At 36.6% G+C, this 20,099-nt stretch carries 25 protein-coding genes and 2 riboswitches; of the genes, 1 reads left to right on the top strand and 24 read right to left on the bottom strand.

Features of this window, described 5'->3' with window-relative positions; all coding sequences use genetic code 11:
* Positions 1-41: 41 nt before the first annotated feature.
* The 15 genes from AMET_RS05080 to AMET_RS24850 form a co-directional block, all read right to left on the bottom strand.
* The gene (locus AMET_RS05080; protein WP_012062288.1) at positions 42-980 is read right to left on the bottom strand and encodes an LCP family protein; all 939 of its coding nucleotides are present in this window, start codon (positions 978-980) and stop codon (positions 42-44) included.
* A gap of 187 nt (positions 981-1,167) precedes the next feature.
* Entirely contained in the window at positions 1,168-1,515 is a 348-nt protein-coding gene (locus AMET_RS05075; RefSeq protein ID WP_012062287.1) for a hypothetical protein, read from the bottom strand.
* 47 nt (positions 1,516-1,562) lie between these two features.
* The gene (locus AMET_RS26815) at positions 1,563-1,694 is read right to left on the bottom strand and encodes a hypothetical protein (RefSeq protein WP_278184236.1); all 132 of its coding nucleotides are present in this window, start codon (positions 1,692-1,694) and stop codon (positions 1,563-1,565) included.
* Between the two features lie 132 nt (positions 1,695-1,826).
* Positions 1,827-2,246: a CBS domain-containing protein gene (locus AMET_RS05070; protein ID WP_012062285.1), complete on the bottom strand. Its 420-nt coding sequence runs from the start codon at positions 2,244-2,246 to the stop codon at positions 1,827-1,829.
* Between the two features lie 122 nt (positions 2,247-2,368).
* A complete protein-coding gene (locus AMET_RS05065) occupies positions 2,369-2,575 on the bottom strand; it encodes a Spo0E family sporulation regulatory protein-aspartic acid phosphatase (protein ID WP_012062284.1) in 207 nt (68 codons plus the stop codon).
* Between the two features lie 91 nt (positions 2,576-2,666).
* Positions 2,667-3,374 carry an ATP-binding cassette domain-containing protein gene (locus AMET_RS05060; RefSeq protein ID WP_012062283.1) on the bottom strand — a complete coding sequence of 236 codons (708 nt, stop codon included), beginning with the start codon at positions 3,372-3,374 and terminating at the stop codon, positions 2,667-2,669.
* Complete coding sequence (locus AMET_RS05055; protein WP_012062282.1) at positions 3,374-4,066, bottom strand: ABC transporter permease; 693 nt, start codon at positions 4,064-4,066, stop codon at positions 3,374-3,376. The genes AMET_RS05060 and AMET_RS05055 overlap by 1 nt, the downstream gene beginning before the upstream one ends.
* Positions 4,067-4,080: 14 nt before the next feature.
* Positions 4,081-4,944: a substrate-binding domain-containing protein gene (locus AMET_RS05050; protein ID WP_012062281.1), complete on the bottom strand. Its 864-nt coding sequence runs from the start codon at positions 4,942-4,944 to the stop codon at positions 4,081-4,083.
* Positions 4,945-5,069: 125 nt separating this feature from the next.
* A riboswitch (molybdenum cofactor riboswitch) is annotated at positions 5,070-5,194 on the bottom strand.
* A gap of 250 nt (positions 5,195-5,444) precedes the next feature.
* Positions 5,445-5,906: a 6,7-dimethyl-8-ribityllumazine synthase gene (gene ribH / locus AMET_RS05045; protein WP_012062280.1), complete on the bottom strand. Its 462-nt coding sequence runs from the start codon at positions 5,904-5,906 to the stop codon at positions 5,445-5,447.
* A 1-nt stretch (position 5,907) separates the two neighbouring features.
* Positions 5,908-7,119 (bottom strand): bifunctional 3,4-dihydroxy-2-butanone-4-phosphate synthase/GTP cyclohydrolase II, encoded by a 1,212-nt coding sequence (locus AMET_RS05040; protein WP_012062279.1) that lies wholly within the window; start codon positions 7,117-7,119, stop codon positions 5,908-5,910.
* Positions 7,120-7,204: 85 nt separating this feature from the next.
* On the bottom strand, positions 7,205-7,861 hold the full coding sequence (locus AMET_RS05035) for a riboflavin synthase (protein ID WP_012062278.1): 657 nt from the start codon (positions 7,859-7,861) through the stop codon (positions 7,205-7,207).
* A gap of 4 nt (positions 7,862-7,865) precedes the next feature.
* The gene (ribD, locus tag AMET_RS05030) at positions 7,866-8,966 is read right to left on the bottom strand and encodes a bifunctional diaminohydroxyphosphoribosylaminopyrimidine deaminase/5-amino-6-(5-phosphoribosylamino)uracil reductase RibD (protein WP_012062277.1); all 1,101 of its coding nucleotides are present in this window, start codon (positions 8,964-8,966) and stop codon (positions 7,866-7,868) included.
* Positions 8,967-9,254: 288 nt separating this feature from the next.
* A riboswitch (FMN riboswitch) is annotated at positions 9,255-9,371 on the bottom strand.
* Between the two features lie 61 nt (positions 9,372-9,432).
* Positions 9,433-9,912 (bottom strand): nucleoside recognition domain-containing protein, encoded by a 480-nt coding sequence (locus tag AMET_RS05025; RefSeq protein ID WP_041720370.1) that lies wholly within the window; start codon positions 9,910-9,912, stop codon positions 9,433-9,435.
* Positions 9,909-10,328, bottom strand: coding sequence for a nucleoside recognition domain-containing protein (locus AMET_RS05020; protein ID WP_041721401.1), 420 nt, complete (start codon positions 10,326-10,328; stop codon positions 9,909-9,911). The genes AMET_RS05025 and AMET_RS05020 overlap by 4 nt, the downstream gene beginning before the upstream one ends.
* A 260-nt stretch (positions 10,329-10,588) precedes the next feature.
* Positions 10,589-10,765, bottom strand: coding sequence for a Spo0E family sporulation regulatory protein-aspartic acid phosphatase (locus AMET_RS24850; protein WP_012062274.1), 177 nt, complete (start codon positions 10,763-10,765; stop codon positions 10,589-10,591).
* Positions 10,766-11,087: 322 nt separating this feature from the next.
* Here AMET_RS24850 and AMET_RS05015 point away from each other — a divergent pair, with 322 nt between their 5' ends.
* Positions 11,088-11,783 (top strand): response regulator transcription factor, encoded by a 696-nt coding sequence (locus AMET_RS05015; RefSeq protein WP_012062273.1) that lies wholly within the window; start codon positions 11,088-11,090, stop codon positions 11,781-11,783.
* A 16-nt stretch (positions 11,784-11,799) separates the two neighbouring features.
* On the opposite strand, the gene AMET_RS05010 is transcribed toward AMET_RS05015, so the two are convergent.
* The 9 genes from AMET_RS05010 to AMET_RS04985 all read right to left on the bottom strand — a co-directional run bounded on the left by AMET_RS05010 (position 11,800) and on the right by AMET_RS04985 (position 20,033).
* A complete protein-coding gene (locus AMET_RS05010) occupies positions 11,800-13,428 on the bottom strand; it encodes an ATP-binding protein (protein ID WP_012062272.1) in 1,629 nt (542 codons plus the stop codon).
* A gap of 351 nt (positions 13,429-13,779) precedes the next feature.
* Positions 13,780-15,501: an ATP-binding protein gene (locus AMET_RS26810; protein WP_207636413.1), complete on the bottom strand. Its 1,722-nt coding sequence runs from the start codon at positions 15,499-15,501 to the stop codon at positions 13,780-13,782.
* On the bottom strand, positions 15,498-15,674 hold the full coding sequence (locus tag AMET_RS26805; protein WP_157047158.1) for an MEDS domain-containing protein: 177 nt from the start codon (positions 15,672-15,674) through the stop codon (positions 15,498-15,500). Before AMET_RS26805 ends, AMET_RS26810 begins: the two co-directional genes overlap by 4 nt.
* Positions 15,675-15,859: 185 nt before the next feature.
* Positions 15,860-16,105: a hypothetical protein gene (locus AMET_RS05000; protein WP_012062270.1), complete on the bottom strand. Its 246-nt coding sequence runs from the start codon at positions 16,103-16,105 to the stop codon at positions 15,860-15,862.
* A gap of 80 nt (positions 16,106-16,185) precedes the next feature.
* Positions 16,186-16,242 (bottom strand): hypothetical protein, encoded by a 57-nt coding sequence (locus AMET_RS27180; protein WP_242661458.1) that lies wholly within the window; start codon positions 16,240-16,242, stop codon positions 16,186-16,188.
* A gap of 59 nt (positions 16,243-16,301) precedes the next feature.
* Positions 16,302-16,448: a hypothetical protein gene (locus AMET_RS26425; RefSeq protein WP_242661390.1), complete on the bottom strand. Its 147-nt coding sequence runs from the start codon at positions 16,446-16,448 to the stop codon at positions 16,302-16,304.
* A 117-nt stretch (positions 16,449-16,565) separates the two neighbouring features.
* On the bottom strand, positions 16,566-18,182 hold the full coding sequence (locus tag AMET_RS04995) for a SulP family inorganic anion transporter (RefSeq protein WP_012062269.1): 1,617 nt from the start codon (positions 18,180-18,182) through the stop codon (positions 16,566-16,568).
* A gap of 238 nt (positions 18,183-18,420) precedes the next feature.
* Positions 18,421-19,728 carry an MFS transporter gene (locus AMET_RS04990; RefSeq protein WP_012062268.1) on the bottom strand — a complete coding sequence of 436 codons (1,308 nt, stop codon included), beginning with the start codon at positions 19,726-19,728 and terminating at the stop codon, positions 18,421-18,423.
* A gap of 104 nt (positions 19,729-19,832) precedes the next feature.
* A complete protein-coding gene (locus tag AMET_RS04985) occupies positions 19,833-20,033 on the bottom strand; it encodes a helix-turn-helix domain-containing protein (RefSeq protein ID WP_012062267.1) in 201 nt (66 codons plus the stop codon).
* Between the last annotated feature and the right edge of the window lie 66 nt (positions 20,034-20,099).

The following is a 20,099-nucleotide window of genomic DNA, read 5'->3' as shown; positions in this document are numbered from 1 at the left end:
AGACATCCTCCTTACCCGGCTTGGAAGATGCTCTTCTCTACTTAATTTATACTTAAAAATCCTCGAATAATCTCTTGAATTCGCTCCACTTCCGTCTGTGGTACTCGTTCATACCATCCGCCATTGTGATAGTATCCCTCTCCTTGAATAGAGGTAGTTTGTAAGTCCTCTGGTTTAAAGGATAAAAAGATGCGAATTAATTTCTCTAATTCACCAGGCGTTAAAGAGGTTTGTACATTTTCACTTAAGATGTTCATCATGTCAAAGGCCCTAGTCAGTGTTCGAACTGAAGTCTTTTTCCCTGCTAAGGCTTGTAGTGCCTCCTGCTGTCTTAACATTCTATCGTAATCACTGGCATGTCTTCCATCATTACTTTGTCTGAAGCGCACAAAGTCCAGGGCATTTTTTCCGTCTAACACTTGCTCTCCTGGATATAATCGAATCCTTGTCCCATCTGCAGGGTCATCATATTCCATTTTTCTTGACACTTCCACTTTGATCCCATTAACCAAATCTACCAAATCAACAAAACCTTGGAAATTAATAGAAGCAAAGCTGTTTACTTGGATATCTAGCCATTCTTCGATGGTTTTCATCATCAACTCTGAGCCTCCCCTAGGATAGGCCCCATTGATTTTATCCATTCGATACCCTGGGATTTGAACATATGCATCCCTAGGGATAGAGATAAGGCTGATCTCCATTTCATTAGGGTCTACTAAAGCCAGCATCATTGTGTCTGATCTCCCCATATCCCCTAGTTGTTTACGGGCACTAATTCCATAGATTAACATCACAAAGGACTCTAGTTCATCTTGATTATAGAATTCTTCCCCTTGCTCAATATCAACGTTTTCACTGATAACCGATATATGATTGAGTGTATTTTTATATCCTCTATATATGCTGTAACCATAAATCATTGTTACCACAATGATAGAGCACAAACTAACTACCACAGCCCATTGCCATTTTTTCACGGCACTTTCTCCCTTCACGTACTGAAGTTATGATGATATTTCATTCTCAAAACTAAGTATAAGCAATCCTTGTTTTTTTGTCAAACATTGACGAGATACGCTCTCATCATTGCACAGATTATACTGCTTAATCATAAAATGAGACTTCATACATAAGAATGAAAAGTCCTATGAATTAAGTCTCATTTTATTTCAACCTCCCCATCATTGCTTTCACGACTTCATCAAAGGGAAGATGTCCAATTTGCCCCATTACTTTTTCTAATTCTGACTGTTCCTTCTTTTTTAGGGATCCAGATAAAACCAGTTGAACAGATTGCTCCCGATCCACTAAAACGGATACCACCTGCAGTGCACCGGTTAAAAGGCCTAAAACCACCAGTGCTTGAGATGGGGTGATATTGAACTGACTTTTATTCTGTTGCTCTTCATGTTTATACTTATGTTTATTTTGATTAGGATTATCATTGCTCCCCATTTGTTGATTTATCATAACTTCCTTTATTAATTCATTCAATTGGTCTGGTGAAAACATTCATTTCCTCCTCCCCCTTATGTATTTGTCCCTTATTCCACCTTATATTATGGAATGATGATTGGTAGACTAGGTACAGCAGGTCCTGGAATGTCTTCTAAGTCAGCAATAAAAATAATCGCTATTGCGATGAATATAATGAGTAATATAGTTCTGCGCACTTCTTCTAATTTGCACATACCCGTCACCTCTTTTAGAGAGTATATTAATTATTGTATTCATCTCTATATGAATTGTTCCTCAAATAAAAGAGGACTAGTATCCAGAAGAATTTCTAATCCTCCTAAATACTAGCCGAATTTATCTATATTTTATTCTGTACTTTCAATCTTCACTAAGTTTTTATAACAGTAATTGATTACATCACTTCTCTTAACAATCCCAATAAATACATCATTGTCATCCACCACAGGAACAAAGTTCTGATTTGATACAAGGTCTAATAGATCTTCAATGTCTGCATTAATTGAAACGGCTCTATTCTTTACATACTTTGGAATATCTTTAATGAATATCTTATTTGTCTCTTTAAATGTTAGGTCTGCTTTATTTTTTAATTCCCAAAGTATGTCACCCTCTGTAATTGTAGCTACGTATCTTCCCTCTTTATCTATTAATGGAATCGCTGAATATCGATGATATTCCATTTTTTCTAATACTTGGCGCATGGTGGCATCGATATTTTCACAAACAATTTCATTCTTGGGCGTTAGAAAAAATGCTACTTTCATTTATTCTCCCCCTTGCTCTTCTTTAGTACTTCTTATTCTTAGTCTAATACTTGAAATTAGCCTTACAAATATAAGCGGTGTAAGTCATGTTAGTACTTACACCGCTTATATTATATCATATTTCATTGATTTTTTCTATGTTTTTCATTAATGGATCGTTTTAAGCATTCATAGCTGTTAAGCATTTTATCCAGCTGTTGACTCATCTCCATTGCTTCATGTGTGATCTCTAGTTCATCATCACATCGGATAATATAATTAAGCTTAATTCGCATTGCTTCTATCATTTCAGATAATTCATCTAATTCCTTTATTGTTGGTCCTTCCATATCCATCCCCCCCAATGTTCAACCCTATCAACCCTATGTCCATTCTATCCGAACGTAAGTTCTGTGTAAAGGTTAAAAGATCATTATATGATTATATTTTTTCATTACAAATAAACTCTTTGGTATGATGACTTTCTGGATAGTTCATTACTTTTTCTTGATTCCCTACCTCGATCACTTTTCCATCCTTCATAAAGGCAACATCATGACAAAGGCGCTTTGCCTGATAAAGGTTGTGAGTAATCATAATAATTGTGGTTTTGTTTTCATGGAAAAACGCCTTTAGCTGTTTTTCCAGCATGAGAACGGATGTTGGGTCCAGGTTAGCCGTTGCCTCATCTAATAGTAAAAGCTCTGGACTAAAAATGATCCCTCTGGCTAAGGCAACTTTTTGGGCTTCTCCTCCTGAGAGCGTCCATGCTTTTTGATCTTTTAAATGCTCTATCTCCATATCTCTTAGCAAGCGGTCCACTCGTCTTTGGATTTCTTCTTTTTCTATCTTTCTTATTTTTAATGGATAAGCAATATTGTTAAAGACCGTAGTCCGCAATAAATAAGGTTTTTGAAAAACCAATGTCATTTTTTGTTTAATCTCATCGGTGATGCTAGCGCCACTATATTCAATTAAGCCATTGGTAGGCTCAATAAGTCCTGCAATCATTTTAATCAAAGTACTTTTACCCGCCCCATTGGGTCCAATAATCCCGAAAAAACTACCCTGGGGGATTGTTAACTCCTCAATACAAAGAACAGTTTGCCCCTTATATGATTTTTGTAGGCCTTTGATCTGTAGTTGCATTATGATTCCTCCTGCTGAAGTTTATATAGAATTGAGTTAATTAAAAATGATAGTAATAACAACACAATACCAATGGCAATGGCTGTTTCATAGTCTCCTTGGCTTTTGAGCATGGCAATGGCTGTTGTCATCACCCGTGTATCTCCTCTAATATTTCCCCCTACAATCATGACAGCCCCTACCTCTGATATGGCTCTACCATAACCAGTCACAATAGCAGCGAAGATATTGATACGCAATTCCTTAATCAGTAGGACTAAGGTTTGCATTTTGTTGGCTCCCAATGTTTCAGCTACCTCCTGAATCTCTCTCCCTTTTTCCTTGGTACCATTATAGACAATCCCTATAATGATCGGCATCACAAGACAAATTTGTGCCACAATCATGGCTGTGGGGGTATAGATAATTCTAAGCACACCGAGAGGACCACTTCTAGAAAACAATAAAAAGATAACTAATCCCACAATCACTGGAGGTAGACTCATCATAGTATAGACAAATCTAACAACAAACTGCTTCATGGGAAAATCCTTAACAGCCAGCAAAATACCCAGGGGTACTGCCACAAAGCTAGAGATTATACTGGCTGTCAATGTAACATATAAGGATAGTCCAACAATTCCATAAATCTCTCGATCAAAGGATAATAAGAGCATCAATGCACTTTTTGTCCCTTCTAGTATTTGTCCCATCTAGCTCCCCCCTACTACTTGGCGTTAGGTATAAATAAAGACTGACCAAACTCTGATTGACCAAACTCACCGATTAATCCCTGGCCCTTTTCAGACAAAAGCCACTCTATCAAAATCATTGCACCCTCATAATTAATTTGAACATTCTTATTGGGATTCACTGCAATCACACCATATTGATTAAAAAGCATTCCATCGCCTTCTAGTATAATATCTAAGTCTAAGTTATGCTTCATAGACAGATAAGTCGCTCGATCAGACAAGGTATAACCCAGCATTTCATTGGTCATCTGAATGACAGCACCCATACCTTGTCCCGCCGATACATACCATCGTCCCTTAGGGTCAATCCCTAAGGTTTCCCATAACTGCAGCTCCATCTTGTGGGTCCCTGAGTCATCTCCCCTTGAAAGAAATGTTTCCTCTGTATTCTGAAAAATGGAGAGGGCTTTTAGGATATCATTTTTTGCCAATACTCCAATATCCGCTGGATCATCCTTAGGTCCAATTAATACAAAATCATTGTACATCACGTCAAACCGTTGGATTCCATGATCTTCTTGGACAAACTCATCCTCAGCCTTTTTAGAATGAGCCAATATTACGTCAACTTCTCCATCTTTCCCCATTTGAAGTGCCTGTCCCGTTCCAACCGCCACTACTTTGACTTCAACACCTGTATCCTCAGTCAAGATAGGTAAAATATCATCTAGCAGACCACTATTTTCTGTACTGGTTGTTGTCGCTAAAAGAATACTATTTCCTGTAGATTGACCACTTTCTTTATGATCATCTATGGCTCCCTGACTACAGCCAATCACAGTCATTGCCACCAAGAGTACTGTCATTAGTAAAACATGCCATTTTCTTATTTCCATCGCTTTAATCCCCCTAAAAGTTCCCAATTATATTGCTCCTGGTAACAAAACTTTTTTCAAGAGCATTTCAGAAAAATAACAAAATACACCTTATTAGTCTATAAAAAAGCGCCTAAAAAGGCGTCGCATTAGATTTGCGCACTCCTTTCCGCTATGGGAGGCATTATTGTTTCCAACAATACCCTACAGGCTTGCACTCCATCAGACCATTGATCTATTAGGAGTCATAAGCTCGGAGAATTAATATCATTTCATTAGTCTTTCTATCTATTCTAATCATACCCTACCCCTTAATGGAGTGTCAATATTTTCACCAGTCAAAAAAACAACTCTCACTTTGTTTTGCGTCCATTGTAATTAGAATTCCTAAAGAAGTAACAAATTATTATTTGTTGGTAGCGATTTACAAAGATGAAAAAAAGTGTTTCTTTTTCTCAATTTTGAGCAAAAGAAACACCTTTTTCATCTTGATGCTATAACAATCAGACTGTATTCGATAATTAAAATTCTTTTAATAAATTAGCCATTTCAATAGCAGTTACAGCGGCTTCAAAGCCTTTGTTTCCTGCCTTAGTACCGGCTCTTTCAATAGCCTGCTCGATCGTATCTGTTGTCAGTACACCAAAAATCACTGGTACCTCTGTTTCCAGTGATACACTGGCAACACCCTTAGTGACTTCACTAGATACATAGTCAAAATGCGGTGTGGCACCTCTAATCACTGCTCCTAAACAAATGACACCATCATACTTTTGAGACTTCGCCATTTTTTTTGCTATCAAAGGCATCTCAAATGCTCCAGGCACCCATGCGATCTCGATATTCTCTTCATCCACGCCATGTCTTTTTAAGGCATCTATAGCTCCTGATAACAGTTTGCCTCCTATAAACTCATTAAACCTTCCCACAATAATGCCAAATTTTTGTCCCTTTGAAATTAACTTTCCTTCGTATACTCTCATTTTACTTTTCCTCCTCCATATTTAATAAATGTCCCATTTTATCTTTCTTGGTTTTTAAATAGAATTCATTTCTTTCATTATGATTCATTTCAATCGACACTCTTTCAACAATTTCGATGCCGTAACCCGTAATACCAGATAGTTTTTTAGGGTTGTTTGTCATCACTCTAATTTTTTCAATCCCTAGATCCGCTAATATTTGAGCACCGATACCGTAGTCTCTCATATCTTCCGGGAACCCCAGAGCCAGGTTGGCTTCCACTGTATCCATCCCCTCATCCTGAAGTGCATAGGCTTTAATCTTATTGATTAATCCAATCCCACGGCCTTCTTGCCTCATATACAACAGTACTCCTCTGCCTTCATCTTGAATTTTCTTAGCAGCCTCAGCATACTGTTCACCACAATCACATCTTAATGAACCAAAGGCATCTCCTGTTAAACACTCAGAGTGCACCCTTACCAACACAGGTTCCCCACCCGATACATCACCCTTAACCAGGGCTAAATGGTGCTCTCCATTGAGCTTATTTTCATAACCCACCATTTTAAAATCTCCATATTTAGTTGGCAGGACTGCCTCAGTAACTTTTTCTACCAATTTTTCATGCTTACTTCTATAGGAAATTAAATCAGCAATGGTGATAATCTTTAAATTATGTTCCTTAACATATTCCATCAGTTCTGGCACCCTGGCCATGGTTCCATCTTCATTCATGATTTCACAAATCACTCCTGAAGGGTCAAGCCCCGCCATTCTAGCCAAATCCACAGCAGCTTCTGTGTGTCCTGCCCTTTTTAGTACCCCACCTTCTTTGGCTACTAAAGGAAAAATATGCCCTGGCTTTGTGAAGTGCCTAGCCGTTGCCCCTGGGTCAACTAGCTTCAGTATCGTACAAGCCCGTTCACCGGCAGAAATACCCGTTGTGCATTCAACTGAATCAACAGAAACAGTAAAGGCTGTTTCCTTTGGATCCGTGTTATCCGTTACCATGGGAAAAATATTCAATTTCTGTAATGCACTCTTAGTCATGGGTGTGCATATGAGTCCTCTCCCATACCTAGCCATAAAGTTAATGGTCTCCGGGGTGGCTTTTTCCGCCGCCATCAAAAGATCCCCTTCATTTTCTCGATCCTCATCATCCACCACAACAATCATCTTACCTGCTTTGATCTCTTCGATAGCCTCTTCTATAGTATTAAATTTATTCAATTTATACACTCCTCTCTTAGTCCTCTCCCAGAAAATAACCGGTCAATATAATGGTCTATTTCACTCATTATTTTCTTCTGATTCCTTAAGCAAATCCATTTTCCTGTAAAAAATTCATGTCTATGGCGCTTGTTTGCTCCTTCATTCCTGCTTCTTTAAACATCGTCAACCGTTCAATATATTTTCCAACCATATCACATTCTAAATTGACTTCTTCTCCCACTTTTTTGCTTAACAATGTCGTCTCGTCTCGAGTCAGTGGAATAATGGACACTTTAAGTGTTTCTTGATCCACATAAGCCACGGTTAAGCTTGTTCCATCAATGGCAATGGAGCCCTTTTCAATAACATACTTTAGAGTCCCAATAGGCGCTTTAATGGTCACCCATGTGGCATTATCTTCTTCTTCTATTCCTTGAATGATTCCCACACCATCAATATGTCCTGAAACCATATGCCCACCTAATCGGTCACCAAGCTTAAGTGCCCTTTCTAAATTCACAGAACTACCATGCTTTACATTTTTAAGATTACTTCTTCTCATGGTCTCCGGCATAACATCCACTGTGAATCCATTTTGCCCAAATTCCACCACCGTTAAACAAACACCATTTGTGCTGATACTATCCCCTAGTTTGACTCTTTCTACCACTTGCTTGGCTTTAATGGTCAACTGGGCTGATTTAGAGCCCTTTCTCACAGCTTCAACAGTTCCTATTTCTTCTATTAATCCTGTAAACATAGGTCTATTCTCCCTTTCCTAAGTATCCTTCAATCATAATATCCTGGCCAAATTTTCTTACTTGAATATCTGTTAACTGAATTGCATCCTTCATATATTTAATTCCGTCTCCCCCTACTGGGGTTTTGGCCTTGGCGCCACCTACTATCTTAGGTGCAATAAAGGAAACAACCTTGTCTACGATTCCTTCCTGCAATGCACTGTCATTTAAAGTGGCTCCCCCTTCAATCAAGACACTATCTATTCCTTTAGCCCCTAGCTGTTGAATCAAACACTTCAAATCCACTTGATTATTTTTAAGAGGGATTATGATGACTTCAGCACCCTTTTCTTCCAGGGCTTTTATTTTATTAGGGTCAGCCTTTTCAGTTGTTGCAATAATTGTTCTCACCTTCGAAGAAAGCTGTAACACCTGAGCCCATAGTGGCGTTTTAGCCTCAGTATCTACAATCACTCGAATGGGGTCTGAGCCTTCTTGATTGTGCAATCGGGTTGTTAATTGTGGATCATCTACTAAAACTGTACCGATGCCTACCATGATACTAGATACCTGGTGTCTGATCTCATGAACATATTGTCTTGACTCCTCATTGGTGATCCATTTAGAATCTCCTGTGGCAGTGGCAATCTTGCCATCTAATGTCATGGCGGTTTTTAAAATACAAAAGGGCATTTCAGTGGTGATATATTTCACAAAAATTTCGTTTAGATTTTTTGCTTCAGACTCCAAAACTTCTGATATGACTTCAATTCCACTTTCTCTCAAAATCCCAATCCCATTTCCCGCCACCAGTGGATTAGGATCTCTCATGGCAATTACCACTTGGGCAATCCCCTTCTCTACAATGGCTTTTGCACAGGGTGGTGTTTTCCCATAATGGGAGCATGGTTCTAGGGTGACATACATCGTTGCCCCCTTCACATCTTCAGTTGCATTGTTAAAAGCATCAACCTCTGCATGTGGGCCTCCATAATAATGATGGTAGCCTTCACCAATCACTTTATTGTTTTTTACGATGACTGCCCCTACCAATGGGTTGGGATTTGTGTGTCCAGTCCCCTTTTTTGCTAATTCAATGGCTTTTCTCATATATTGGTTGTGCACTTGAACACCTCATTTTCCGATTACTGACTATGGATCATCCTATCCTTGTTTTCACATATGCTTCAAATCTGACTTCGTCCTTAGGAGCAATATGTATTCCTTTAACTATTATTAGCTATTAACAATATTTCATTAAAAAATTCGTCTGATGCTATCGCATCGACTCATAGCGCACTTAAATTTCAAGCACTTAAAAAGCTCTGAAGGGTTTCCTTCAGAGCTTGAAATAGCAATCAATAGCATAATATATACACTTTTCCCCTAAGGGTAAAGTGATACACTACATATACTGTTCTTCTTCCATCCAGACTTTACTGTCGGTCTTGGAGTTTCACCAAGTCAACCACATTGTGGCTCGCGGACTTTACCGCCGGTCGGGAATTACACCCTGCCCTGAAGATTATATTCAATTTAAGTTTAAAATATCATGATTCTTTTATGTTGTCAACAATTACTTTCAGTAAAACTAGGCTGACAACTTTACTTCTTCTAATGATTCAGATGTCTTTATTTCTCCTAGCCCAGACCTTCTAGATAAAATATAGGTTAGTATAAAGGCTGCCACAATTCTAACCCCCAACAAAATAAACCCATTTGCTCCTACTGCCACAAAAATCAGCGTATCTTCAAAAACAGCATGACATGTGGCTAAAAACACTGTAATTAATATCAAGTCACGTCTAGATAAATTTCCTTCCTTAGCAGTCTGAATAATGACACCTGCACCATAGGAAAGGCCAAATATCAATCCTACCAGCAGGGGTAAAACTGACTCATCGGAGGTTTTAAATATTTTAGATAAAAATCCGAAGGGTTTTGTGATCCTATCCAGTACTTTATAATCCTTTAAAATCTGTAATGTAATCATAATGGGCATAATAATAATGGCAATCTTATAAACCGAGTTAAAACTTCCCGAGGCAGCTTCTTTCAATATCTCCATCATAGTAACATCCCCACCCTTCCGAACACGATTCCTGTTGCCACTGCTAACCCCACCCTGATTAAAACAACCTTTGTGACACCAATTCCTAGCTTTTTAGTCACCGCTGTCTCAATTAAAAGTGAATGCGAAAAGGAAAGCATAATTGCAATAGTAGTAATCTCTAGGGTAGAGAGCTGAATCACACTCATGGCTCCCACTGCAGCATAAAGATTCAAAACATTCCCTAAGACTAAAATAATTGCAGCTTCTCCTGGTAAATTAAAAAGCGCCATTATGGGTCTGAATGTTTCTGCTATCCAATCGATGACTGGAGTATACTGCAAAAAAGTAATGATAAAGTAAACAGGAACGATGACCTTAGCTAGCATCCATGTGGTTTCAATTCCTTTTTTAAATCCGACCTTCACTGAATCCATTAGCACAAAACATCTACTCCTTCTTCCATGTTGACATTTCTCTAGTTTCATTATATGCCATTGGTCGGCATTTTTGCATAACATTGTATTATTCTATATCAATTGCTTATTTCCTTCTAGCTTTTTAAATTTTTCTCGGATGTGGCACTTAAAATAGCCGCATCAATAATACAAGTTTTACAAAATAAAAAAGACTTCCAAACACAATACCGTGCTCAAAGGTCTTTTTTTTCTAAGATAATCCTATTTTTCATGTATTGTTAATCCTCTTCTTCTTCTTCATCTTCAAATTTACCGTATTTAATAATGAATTCGTCAATTTTTTTACTGATATTCAACATTTTTGGAGTTAAAAAAACGTCTTTATTCTCTGTATATTTCGACAATTCCTTCTTCAGTAGCTTTATCTTTTGTTCTAGTTCTATTTCTCTCTTCATCAGTAATCTCCCCCTTAGTTTTAATCCAACTATTTTTACTAAGTATTGGCCGATTAATAATTTGCAATGACTATTGTCATTATAATTTCATCTTATCCCATCTATGTAAATTTGTTGTACTATTTTGTAAATTTAGCGTAAACATATGGTAAAAATAGTGTGGATACCCTAGGAATATAATGCGAATAATATATAATGTAGTATGTTGCAATATCATTCCAATCAGCTTACGTAAATCAAGTTGTTTAAACACCACCTTTACGCTGAACTAAACTTAATGGTATCCTTATAGCGAAAATTTCATCAGGAAAGTTGGAAGGCTATGCAAAACAAAAGCATTCTCGTGGTGGAGGACGATCCCACAACACAAAGACTCATTAGACATACGTTGGAGCAACATCAATTTCAGGTACTCTCTGCAGAAGATGGTGCTATGACCCTAGATCTCTTATCTAATCATAAAGATATTGATGCAATCATCTTAGACTTATTTCTGCCTGACTGCAATGGATTAGAACTTTTAAAAACCGTTCGCTCCCATTCGATTCATAGTGATATTCCCGTTGTCATTTTGACTAGTAATGATGATAAGTTAGATTTAGTCATTGCTCTTGAAATGGGGGCTGATGACTACATTACAAAGCCTTTTCATAAAAGAGAACTCATCGCAAGAATAAATGTCTGTTTGCGTAGAGCTCAAAATACAATTCGTTCCCATAACACCAGTAGATCTATTTCGGGTATTACATTAGACATTACCACTAGAGAAGTGAAGAAAGACGATGGGCTTATCAGTTTGACATTTGCAGAATTTGAATTGTTACTTTTATTCGTAACTCATCCAGGAAAAGTTTTCTCAAGAGATGACCTCTTGACAAAACTTTGGGGCGAATCCTTTGTTTCGGAAACACGGGTCATTGATATGCATATTTCATCTCTTAGAAAAAAGTTAGACGACTCAGATAACCAGCTAATTGAAACCATCAGGGGTGTGGGGTATCGCTTAAGAAAAACCTAGTGTCTATGTATAGACACTAGGTTTTTCCATGTAACAAGCCCTCCAGCTGGCCACTTACAACTAAAAATTCACTTTTAATTTCCTCAAGCTTCACATTCATCTCCATTATGGAATTTGTTTCCTTATTGGCAATGAACTCCATTTCTTTTGCTAACCCACATAATTTTTCAGCTCCCATATATCCACTGGAGGATTTGAGATTATGTGCAATATACCTGATATTTTGCTTATTCTCTGAAGCAATGTAGGTTGTTAAAAGCTTGATTTTCTCTTTTGCTTCAGCTAAATACTCCTTTATTATTTCATATAATAAATCATTGTTGTCTTCTAAAATTTCCTTTAGCAAACGAACATCAATAGCGTCATATTGGGGTTCTTCAGGAGAAAAGGCTGCCGAATCCTTGGCCGTTTTTATGTGTATGTCTTGAGCCCTCCGCAAGTGTTTGTTAAGTTTTTCACTGAGCTCGTTTAAATTTATCGGTTTACTTAAGTAGTCATCCATTCCTCGTTTGGTTCCTTCTTGTTTCGCCTCTGCTATTGCACTGGCAGTTAACGCAATAATCATCGTATGTCTTTGGGTTTTCTCTTCCATTTTTCGAATCATTTCAGTTGTCTTGAGTCCATTTATCCCTACCATATGATAATCCATTAAAATTAAATCATAATGATTTTTCCCAAGAGCCCTTAAGACTTCTCCACCATCGCTCACAATCTCAAAGTCATATCCTAAGACCTTTAATTGAGCCGAAATTATTTTTTGGTTTAATAAATCATCCTCAGCTACCAGTATTGTGGGAATTCTTTTCTTACTATCGACCTGCTCTTGTTTAAGAATTTGACTGTTTTTATTTAAAAAATTGTAATCAAGTTTCTCTTTTTCTTTTAGAACATTTACAGCCTTTTTTAAGGGAATCCTAACCCAGAATCGTGTGCCATTCCTTAACTGACTCTCTACACCAATTTCTCCACCCATTAGCTCTACTAGTTTTTTGCAGATGGACAATCCTAATCCTGTACCCTCATGGGATTCAGTTCTGTTGATTTGAGTAAATGGATCAAAAATTATATCGATGCTCTCGGGAGCAATCCCGCCACCTGTATCAATTACTTCGAATTGAATCTCGACGATCTCTTCTCTTTCATGGGCTATCTCACAAATAACTTCGATCTTTCCTTCCTCAGTAAATTTTACTGCATTGCTAATGAGGTTCAACAAAATCTGTTGTACCCTAAGCTTATCTCCTTTTACATGAAATTCAGAAAGTAAATCTACCTTTTTATTAAGCCGAAGCTTTTTCTTTTTAATCTTCTCATCCATAATCTTCAATACATCTTCTATTAATTCATTCAGCTCAAAGACTTCATCATCTATTGTCAATCCTTTAAACTCCATTTTAGATAACTCTAGAAAATCATTAACTGTATTTATTAAAATTTGACCCGAGAGCTGGATTGTTTCTATATAGTTTTGTTGCTCTAATGTTAAATCTGTTATGCTCATTAGCTCTGCCATTCCGATAATACTATTGAGGGGCGTTCTAATTTCATGAATTATGCTTCTTACGAATTCACTTTCATTTGAACGCGCCCGCTCTAAATATACTTCATCTTTTTCACTACATTTTTCTTTTCTTGTTTTATTCATATACTCTCAAAGCCCCTTTCTTTACCCCTTTAAAACGCAATTATGATTATCCCTTTGTTGAGGGTTCTACTTATTCTCTGCACATTTCCTATTTTTTACTTTCATTTTTCATTTTCCATTTTACCCTACTCTTTTTACTTTAACCACCATACACCACTGTTTGTAAAATGTACAACTTCACCCTTACTTATTTAATAAGCTTCAGTTATATCCTTTTTAGGATCTAAAAAGAGCGTCTAAGACGCTTCGCTGGATGAAACAACTAAGTGATCAACACAATTTAACAAACTAAATTGTGTTGATCACTTATACTGGATATCATTTCATTATGTATACTTCACGATAATTGAGCTAGCCATATATATCGGAAAACTCAATATTTAATCTTTCAATATTCATCTTTCTCCTAGTCACCACTTCTTCTTTAACATATATTTCCTCCGTTATAATTTCATTGGGTAGTTCAATTATAAACTCTGTACCTTCATTTAACTTACTCCTTACAGTAACCTTCCCTTTATGGGCTTCTATTAATAACCTCACAAGAGAAAGACCTATGCCACTCCCTTCATTTTTCCTATGGCTATAAGAGCCGACTTGTTTAAATCGTTCAAATACGCTATTTATCTTTTCTTGGGGAATTCCTATTCCTGTATCCCTAACAGACATAAATATCCTGTTCTGCACCATCTTCACAGTGACGACTATTTTTCCGCCAGCCTCAGTAAATTTTATGGCATTAGACAAAAGATTTAGCATGATTCTTTCAATTTTCTCAGGATCACATGCAATGATTGCTTGATTTGTATTAGCCTTAAATTCTATCTGTAAACCTGCATTCTCAATATAGTCTTCAACTGACAATACAATCTCTCTTATGAGCATATTGATATCGTAGTTTTCCAGGTTAATATCATAAAACCCAGAATCAATTTTTGTTATGTCGATTATATTATTGACTAATCTCAGTAACCTATAAGAATTCTGCTTCATCCTTTTGTTAGCTTTACTGTACTCTTTTTTATATTTGCTAGTATTCTCACTGGCTATATATAAGCCCTGTAGCTGTAAGCTTCCTAAAATGACATTTAGGGGTGTCCTGAGCTCATGTGAGATGTTTGAGAAAAAATCGGTCCTCAGCTTTTCAAAGTGCATCTTTTCATTTAACTCATTTCTTATTATTTTTCTTTCTGTAATGTTAATAAACATTCCTACCATCTTAAGTGAACTGCCATGAGCTGCATCCTTCTTTATGACTGTACCTCTTATGCGAAACCATATCCATTCTCCCTTTTTACTTTTAACCCGGATTTCATAATCAATATATTCTATTTTATTATCACAACATTTTTTTACTTGTTCTTTGAAACCATAACGATCTTCAGGATGTATCAACTTGATTAAATCCTCAGCCTTTGTTGTTCTTTGATCATTTTGATACCCCAGTGTATGTAAAAAGCTTTTGTTTAAATATATTTGATTAGATTCAACATTCCATTCCCAAATACCATCTCCCGTAGACTTTAGCACATGCTTTAAAATTGCCTCTCCCCTATTCTCATTAGAATGACTGGTACTTATGGGTTTGTGTTTATTCTTTAGGCCTAAGGATAAGTATTTTCTCATTGTTATTTTATCCGTATATTCTTCTAGTTGTTTTTTGTAATTTATATAATAGGGGTTTGGCTTAATTAATTCCTTAACATTGATTAGTACATTATGTTTTTTTACCATATCCTCTAAGACATAGGCAGGGAATTGACTTTTATCAAAAGCACATAAATATAATTCATTATCTCCTACGCCTAATTCATTGTATTTGAGCTCATATTCCATCAACTTATTCATACCGTCTTCTTCATATAGTGCAAACATCATCTCCGCCAGTATTCTGACACCCCTAAACCCTTCTTTTTTAATATCCGCTATTTTCTGTTTCCAGTAGGCTACTGTTTTCTTGGCATCGAAATCAGTAGTCTCCCAGTATATGTTCTTACCATTTGAAATGACAAGCTGACCTGAGACTATATACTGATTTACATCAATATTTATATTTTGAAAATCTTCAATCAACAGATCCTTAGAATAATCGTGGTTAGACATATTACCTTTTCATTATTTGATAAACCTTTGGTGATGTAATCAATAGCAATCTTTCTGTACCCATCCATATCATTGTATAGTAAGCAAATATGATCTCCAAAGCTTAGTCCCTGAAATTCATTAGACAGCTGCTCCATTACCATTTCCACCTCCCAATTGTAAATTTATTGTAATTCATTGTAATTTATTGTAAATTAATCATTTCTTACATGTATCCCTTCTCTATTTCCCTTAAAATTCCTTTAAAAAGTTTACCGGAAAAATCATGTTCTCTCCATAAAAAACGAGGATAGATCATTTTAAAATGATCTATCCTCGTTGTAGTACCTTATTTTTGTATCATAACTTTTTTCGTTCTTTTTTTGTGATGCTCATTATATGTTAAACGATAGGATTCATTATCCATACCCTCTATGACAATACTATCAATTCCTTTTATTTTCAGTCTATCTACTATTTGTCTACGTTCTTCACCATTGTCCTTGATTTTTTCTTTCCCATTAAAGTGTTTATAAGAAAGATTAACCCATGCTTGCAATACTTCCTCTACTGAACGCTGATCATTAATCTCCATCTTTTGTTTCCTCCTCTATAATATTAGATCATACCCTATCATTATGAAGGAAGATATCTGTTAGATTCTCTCGAGCTTATTTACTTTTGTACTAATTCTACCAGATCGCTTCTCTTCACACGCCGGTGACGTCCAATTTTAAACCCTGGTATTTTCCCCTGTGTACAAAACTATATGTGTTAACTTCACTCATCTTTTAGTATACTGTGACCTCGATAATGATACCCTTCTCACCATCTCTATTAATATTCCACTTCAGATTACACTTCCTATCATCAAATGCGTTCTCTGTTTTAGTAGACATTGATTTTATGTGTGTATTCTGATTTGACAGCCCTTTCATTAACATCCTCCTCAAGAGCTTTCTCTCTTTTTAGTATATACAACATTCTATGTTTAAACAAGTTTAAACCCACATACAATTTTTCAAATTATGATTATTTCTTATACATCTACTTTTTTAAACATAATGATGCTGAGATTGTAGATTTATGGAAGTCTCTATATTAACACATGTGATTGTTTCCGCATTTTTGAAAAGCACCTGACAATCTTCACTCAAACGTACTAAAGTTAATTTTTTTCCTAAACTATTATATTTTTCTGCAATAGAGTTGATTGCTTCAATAGCAGAGTGATCCATTACTTTGGCATATTTAAAATCAATGATAATATCATCTGGGTCATTTTTAATGTCAAATAAATCTTTAAAATTTAATACAGAGCCAAAGAATATGGATCCATTTATCTTATATGTTTTAGAACCATTCTCATCATTCTCAACATTTACATAGATCACTTTTCCTTTTTCCCAGGCAAACATCAATGCAGATAATACGACTCCTATAATGACAGCTGTTGCTAGATCTACAAATATTGTCACTATAGTAACGACTAGGATAATTGCAACATCTTGCTTAGGTATCTTTTTTCCATACTTTAAGCTTTGCCACTCAAATGTTCCCACTACAACCATAAACATAACGCCCACAAGACCAGCAAGGGGAATTGCGTTAATTAGGGCTGAACCAAACATGATAAATGCCAATAGTGCCATTGGAGCTACGATTGCAGATAATCTCGTCCTACCACCTGATTTGATATTGATAATGGACTGTCCGATCATGGCATCTCCACCCATTCCGCCAAAAAATCCATTTACTGTGTTGGCGATACCCTGTGCCACACATTCTTTATTGGTCTTCCCTCTGGTATCTGTCATTTCATCAATAACTCTGAGGGTCAGCACTGCCTCTGTTAATCCTACAAGTGCTCCAACTAATGCATAGGGAAAAATAACCCTAAGCATATCTATGCTGATCTGAACTTGAGGGATATAAAATTTAGGCAATCCGCCCTTTAGCTCCATCCCAGCAAAATCTTGTACAGTTCTTAAATGATAACCACTTTTATCTAAAACAACTGCAATGATTGTCATGACAATAATCGCCACTAAACTTGATGGAACCGCTTTAGTAAACTTAGGAACAAAGTAAATAATTGCCATGGTAAATACCACAAACAAAAGCATAATTATCAGATCCGTAGAAGGCATCCAAACCTTCTTTACCATTTCAACACCATTAACCATGACGACTTCGTCTACTTTAAACTGTGCCCATTGGGCTAAAAACATCACAATAGATAATCCATTAAGAAAACCAAGCATCACTGGATAGGGTATGATCCTTGCGTACTTTCCTAATCTCAAGACCCCAATTGCGATTTGAATGATCCCCATTAGAATGACAGTAGCAAAAAGATACTCCAAACCATGTAATGCGATTAACGAAGCAAATACAACCGAAATTGCAGCGGTTGATGAGCTGATCATACCAGGTCTTCCTGTGAAAATAGCCGCTACAAGTCCCATCATGACAGCAGTTTGCAAACTTAAAATAGGACTCACTCCCGCCACAAAAGCAAATGCCACTGACTCTGGAATCAGTGCAAGTGCTACTGTTAATCCAGATAGCACCTCATCCTTAATTATTGTTTTGTTTTTTCCAAACAGACCGGACAGCTTAACCCAATGAACCAACATACTTTTTTTATTTCTTTGAAACATATGAACCATGAAACCATCTCCTTATTTTTCACTTATATTATATTACCCATAAAAAAATCCCTGGACATTGAACAGAGAAGGTTAACTATGAGTATGAATACCAAAGTTTTTCATTACTGTGCGTTCTTTTTCTAAAGTCAATTTTATATTTACTTAATAATTATTATTAATTACTGGCCACAAGATTGTATTATATCAAGTATCAGTAAAATCAGCAAGCTATATATTTTTAAATATACAAATTAATTTATATATTTGAGTCTATCTTAGCATTTTCTTCTTTGTACTTAGGCGCTGGAGAAAGTAGTGCTGCTACACTGGCTAATATAGGAAAAGTCATCATAAGCAATAGGATTTCCCAATAACCATTAAAGAGATCATAGGCATAACCAAAGGGTAATGGCCCTAATGCTGAACCAATAACCATGGCCGTCATGGCAAATCCACGAATGCTTCCTAAGTTTTTTTTCCCAAAATAATTAGGCCATAGAACCCCTGTACTGACAGAGTCGAAGGCCACAAATATTCCGTGAACCACAGCGTAAATAACTAAGGAATAATTAGATTGACTATATAAAAGCATCGCCATAGCCCCTAAAAAAACAACAAAATTAACTCCTTTTACATATCGAATTTTCACTTTATCCACCACATATCCAGCCACAAATGTTAATGGAAACTGTGTCATGGCAACGATACTCAAAATCCAGGCAGCAAATGAAGAAGAAAATCCCTTTGTCTCCATAATGGAGACCATATGGAAGGTGATTCCCGTATTAATCATAGAGGGTACCACCATGCAAAAAAGCATGAACCAAAAGGCCCTGGTTTTCATGGCCTCTTTTAAAGTCCAAGATATTTCACTGGTTGAAATCCTAGTCACATACCTTAGGTCACTATTTTCATCTTCAAGTTGTTTATTACCATCGGGAACCTCCCCCATATCCTCTGGTTGATTTCTTACGAAGTGCCACCCTAGAGGGGCCATCACGCCTATTAATAAAACAGCCCAAACGCGCCATGCAAAGCCTGCACCCATATAGGTGATCAACCAATTATTTAGAGGAGGTAAAAGGCCAGAACCCACCACTCCCCCGATAGCCATTAAACTTAAGGCTTTTCCCCTATGCCTTACAAACCATTGAGGCACAAGAGTGGAAGGGATCAACGTCATGGAGCCTTGGCCAAATAATCTAAGCATAATGAATCCGATGAAAAGCATCATGGGTTGATTAATAAAGCTCATCCACAGACAGGTCATTCCCAATAGCGTAGAAATAATGGTGATTAGCCTTCTATGTCCAGCAGCGTCAATGGCTCTTCCAATCAAGGGCAGTAACAATCCTGCCAATAATGTAGCCATGGAGTAATAACTTGAAACTTGAGATCGACTCCAGCCAAAGTCTTCTACATATGAGTTAATAAAAATAGACACGGAATAGGTTTGACCTGGACCGGAAAAGAAAAGCCCTAGGGCAGCAATCCCTACAATTACCCATCCATAAAATCCAGAAGAGGATACTGGCTTAGATTGTGTTAATGCTTTTTTACTCATCTTATTTCCCCCAATTACACATGCATTAGGATAGATTTTTCTCACTGCAAAACAGTGGAGAGAAACCTATCCCTATTATTTTAAACTTTATGTGATTTAGAAAATTAAATTCTTTCGTCTCTTTTTTGCCTTTCAATAAATTCTACTAAATCACTTCTTTTCACTCGCCAATGTCTGCCTACTTTAAATCCCTGAATTTTTCCTTCTTGAACAAATTTATAGGTTGTTACTTCACTAATTTTCAAATACTTAGCAACCTCACTTACGGTCATAATCTCATCTTCCTTTTGATACTCCTGATCCATTCTATCCTTCCTTTCTTCAAATCAAATTATTTGCGATGTCCTTTAACTTTTATAGGAAATGTTTAG

The sequence above is a fragment of the Alkaliphilus metalliredigens QYMF genome, assembly GCF_000016985.1.
Lineage (GTDB): Bacteria > Bacillota > Clostridia > Peptostreptococcales > Natronincolaceae > Alkaliphilus_A > Alkaliphilus_A metalliredigens.
The sequence above is the reverse complement of the archived record's forward strand: the minus strand, read 5'-3'. Positions and strand labels throughout refer to the sequence as shown.

What these genes read in the sequence shown, in the direction of transcription:
- AMET_RS05010 (WP_012062272.1), bottom strand. Translation starts at nt 13,428, where the DNA reads ATGAATAAAACAAGAAAAGAAAAATGTAGTGAAAAAGATGAAGTATAT.
- AMET_RS05020 (WP_041721401.1), bottom strand. Translation starts at nt 10,328, where the DNA reads ATGGATTCAGTGAAGGTCGGATTTAAAAAAGGAATTGAAACCACATGG.
- AMET_RS05000 (WP_012062270.1), bottom strand. Translation starts at nt 16,105, where the DNA reads ATGGAGATTAATGATCAGCGTTCAGTAGAGGAAGTATTGCAAGCATGG.
- AMET_RS26425 (WP_242661390.1), bottom strand. Translation starts at nt 16,448, where the DNA reads ATGAAAGGGCTGTCAAATCAGAATACACACATAAAATCAATGTCTACT.
- AMET_RS05025 (WP_041720370.1), bottom strand. Translation starts at nt 9,912, where the DNA reads ATGATGGAGATATTGAAAGAAGCTGCCTCGGGAAGTTTTAACTCGGTT.
- AMET_RS04985 (WP_012062267.1), bottom strand. Translation starts at nt 20,033, where the DNA reads ATGGATCAGGAGTATCAAAAGGAAGATGAGATTATGACCGTAAGTGAG.
- AMET_RS05065 (WP_012062284.1), bottom strand. Translation starts at nt 2,575, where the DNA reads ATGGAAGGACCAACAATAAAGGAATTAGATGAATTATCTGAAATGATA.
- AMET_RS05015 (WP_012062273.1), top strand. Translation starts at nt 11,088, where the DNA reads ATGCAAAACAAAAGCATTCTCGTGGTGGAGGACGATCCCACAACACAA.
- AMET_RS05060 (WP_012062283.1), bottom strand. Translation starts at nt 3,374, where the DNA reads ATGCAACTACAGATCAAAGGCCTACAAAAATCATATAAGGGGCAAACT.
- AMET_RS05075 (WP_012062287.1), bottom strand. Translation starts at nt 1,515, where the DNA reads ATGTTTTCACCAGACCAATTGAATGAATTAATAAAGGAAGTTATGATA.
- AMET_RS05055 (WP_012062282.1), bottom strand. Translation starts at nt 4,066, where the DNA reads ATGGGACAAATACTAGAAGGGACAAAAAGTGCATTGATGCTCTTATTA.
- AMET_RS04995 (WP_012062269.1), bottom strand. Translation starts at nt 18,182, where the DNA reads ATGGTTCATATGTTTCAAAGAAATAAAAAAAGTATGTTGGTTCATTGG.
- AMET_RS05070 (WP_012062285.1), bottom strand. Translation starts at nt 2,246, where the DNA reads ATGAAAGTAGCATTTTTTCTAACGCCCAAGAATGAAATTGTTTGTGAA.
- AMET_RS05050 (WP_012062281.1), bottom strand. Translation starts at nt 4,944, where the DNA reads ATGGAAATAAGAAAATGGCATGTTTTACTAATGACAGTACTCTTGGTG.
- AMET_RS24850 (WP_012062274.1), bottom strand. Translation starts at nt 10,765, where the DNA reads ATGAAGAGAGAAATAGAACTAGAACAAAAGATAAAGCTACTGAAGAAG.
- AMET_RS04990 (WP_012062268.1), bottom strand. Translation starts at nt 19,728, where the DNA reads ATGAGTAAAAAAGCATTAACACAATCTAAGCCAGTATCCTCTTCTGGA.
- AMET_RS26815 (WP_278184236.1), bottom strand. Translation starts at nt 1,694, where the DNA reads ATGTGCAAATTAGAAGAAGTGCGCAGAACTATATTACTCATTATATTC.
- AMET_RS05035 (WP_012062278.1), bottom strand. Translation starts at nt 7,861, where the DNA reads ATGTTTACAGGATTAATAGAAGAAATAGGAACTGTTGAAGCTGTGAGA.
- ribH (WP_012062280.1), bottom strand. Translation starts at nt 5,906, where the DNA reads ATGAGAGTATACGAAGGAAAGTTAATTTCAAAGGGACAAAAATTTGGC.
- AMET_RS26805 (WP_157047158.1), bottom strand. Translation starts at nt 15,674, where the DNA reads ATGGTAATGGAGCAGCTGTCTAATGAATTTCAGGGACTAAGCTTTGGA.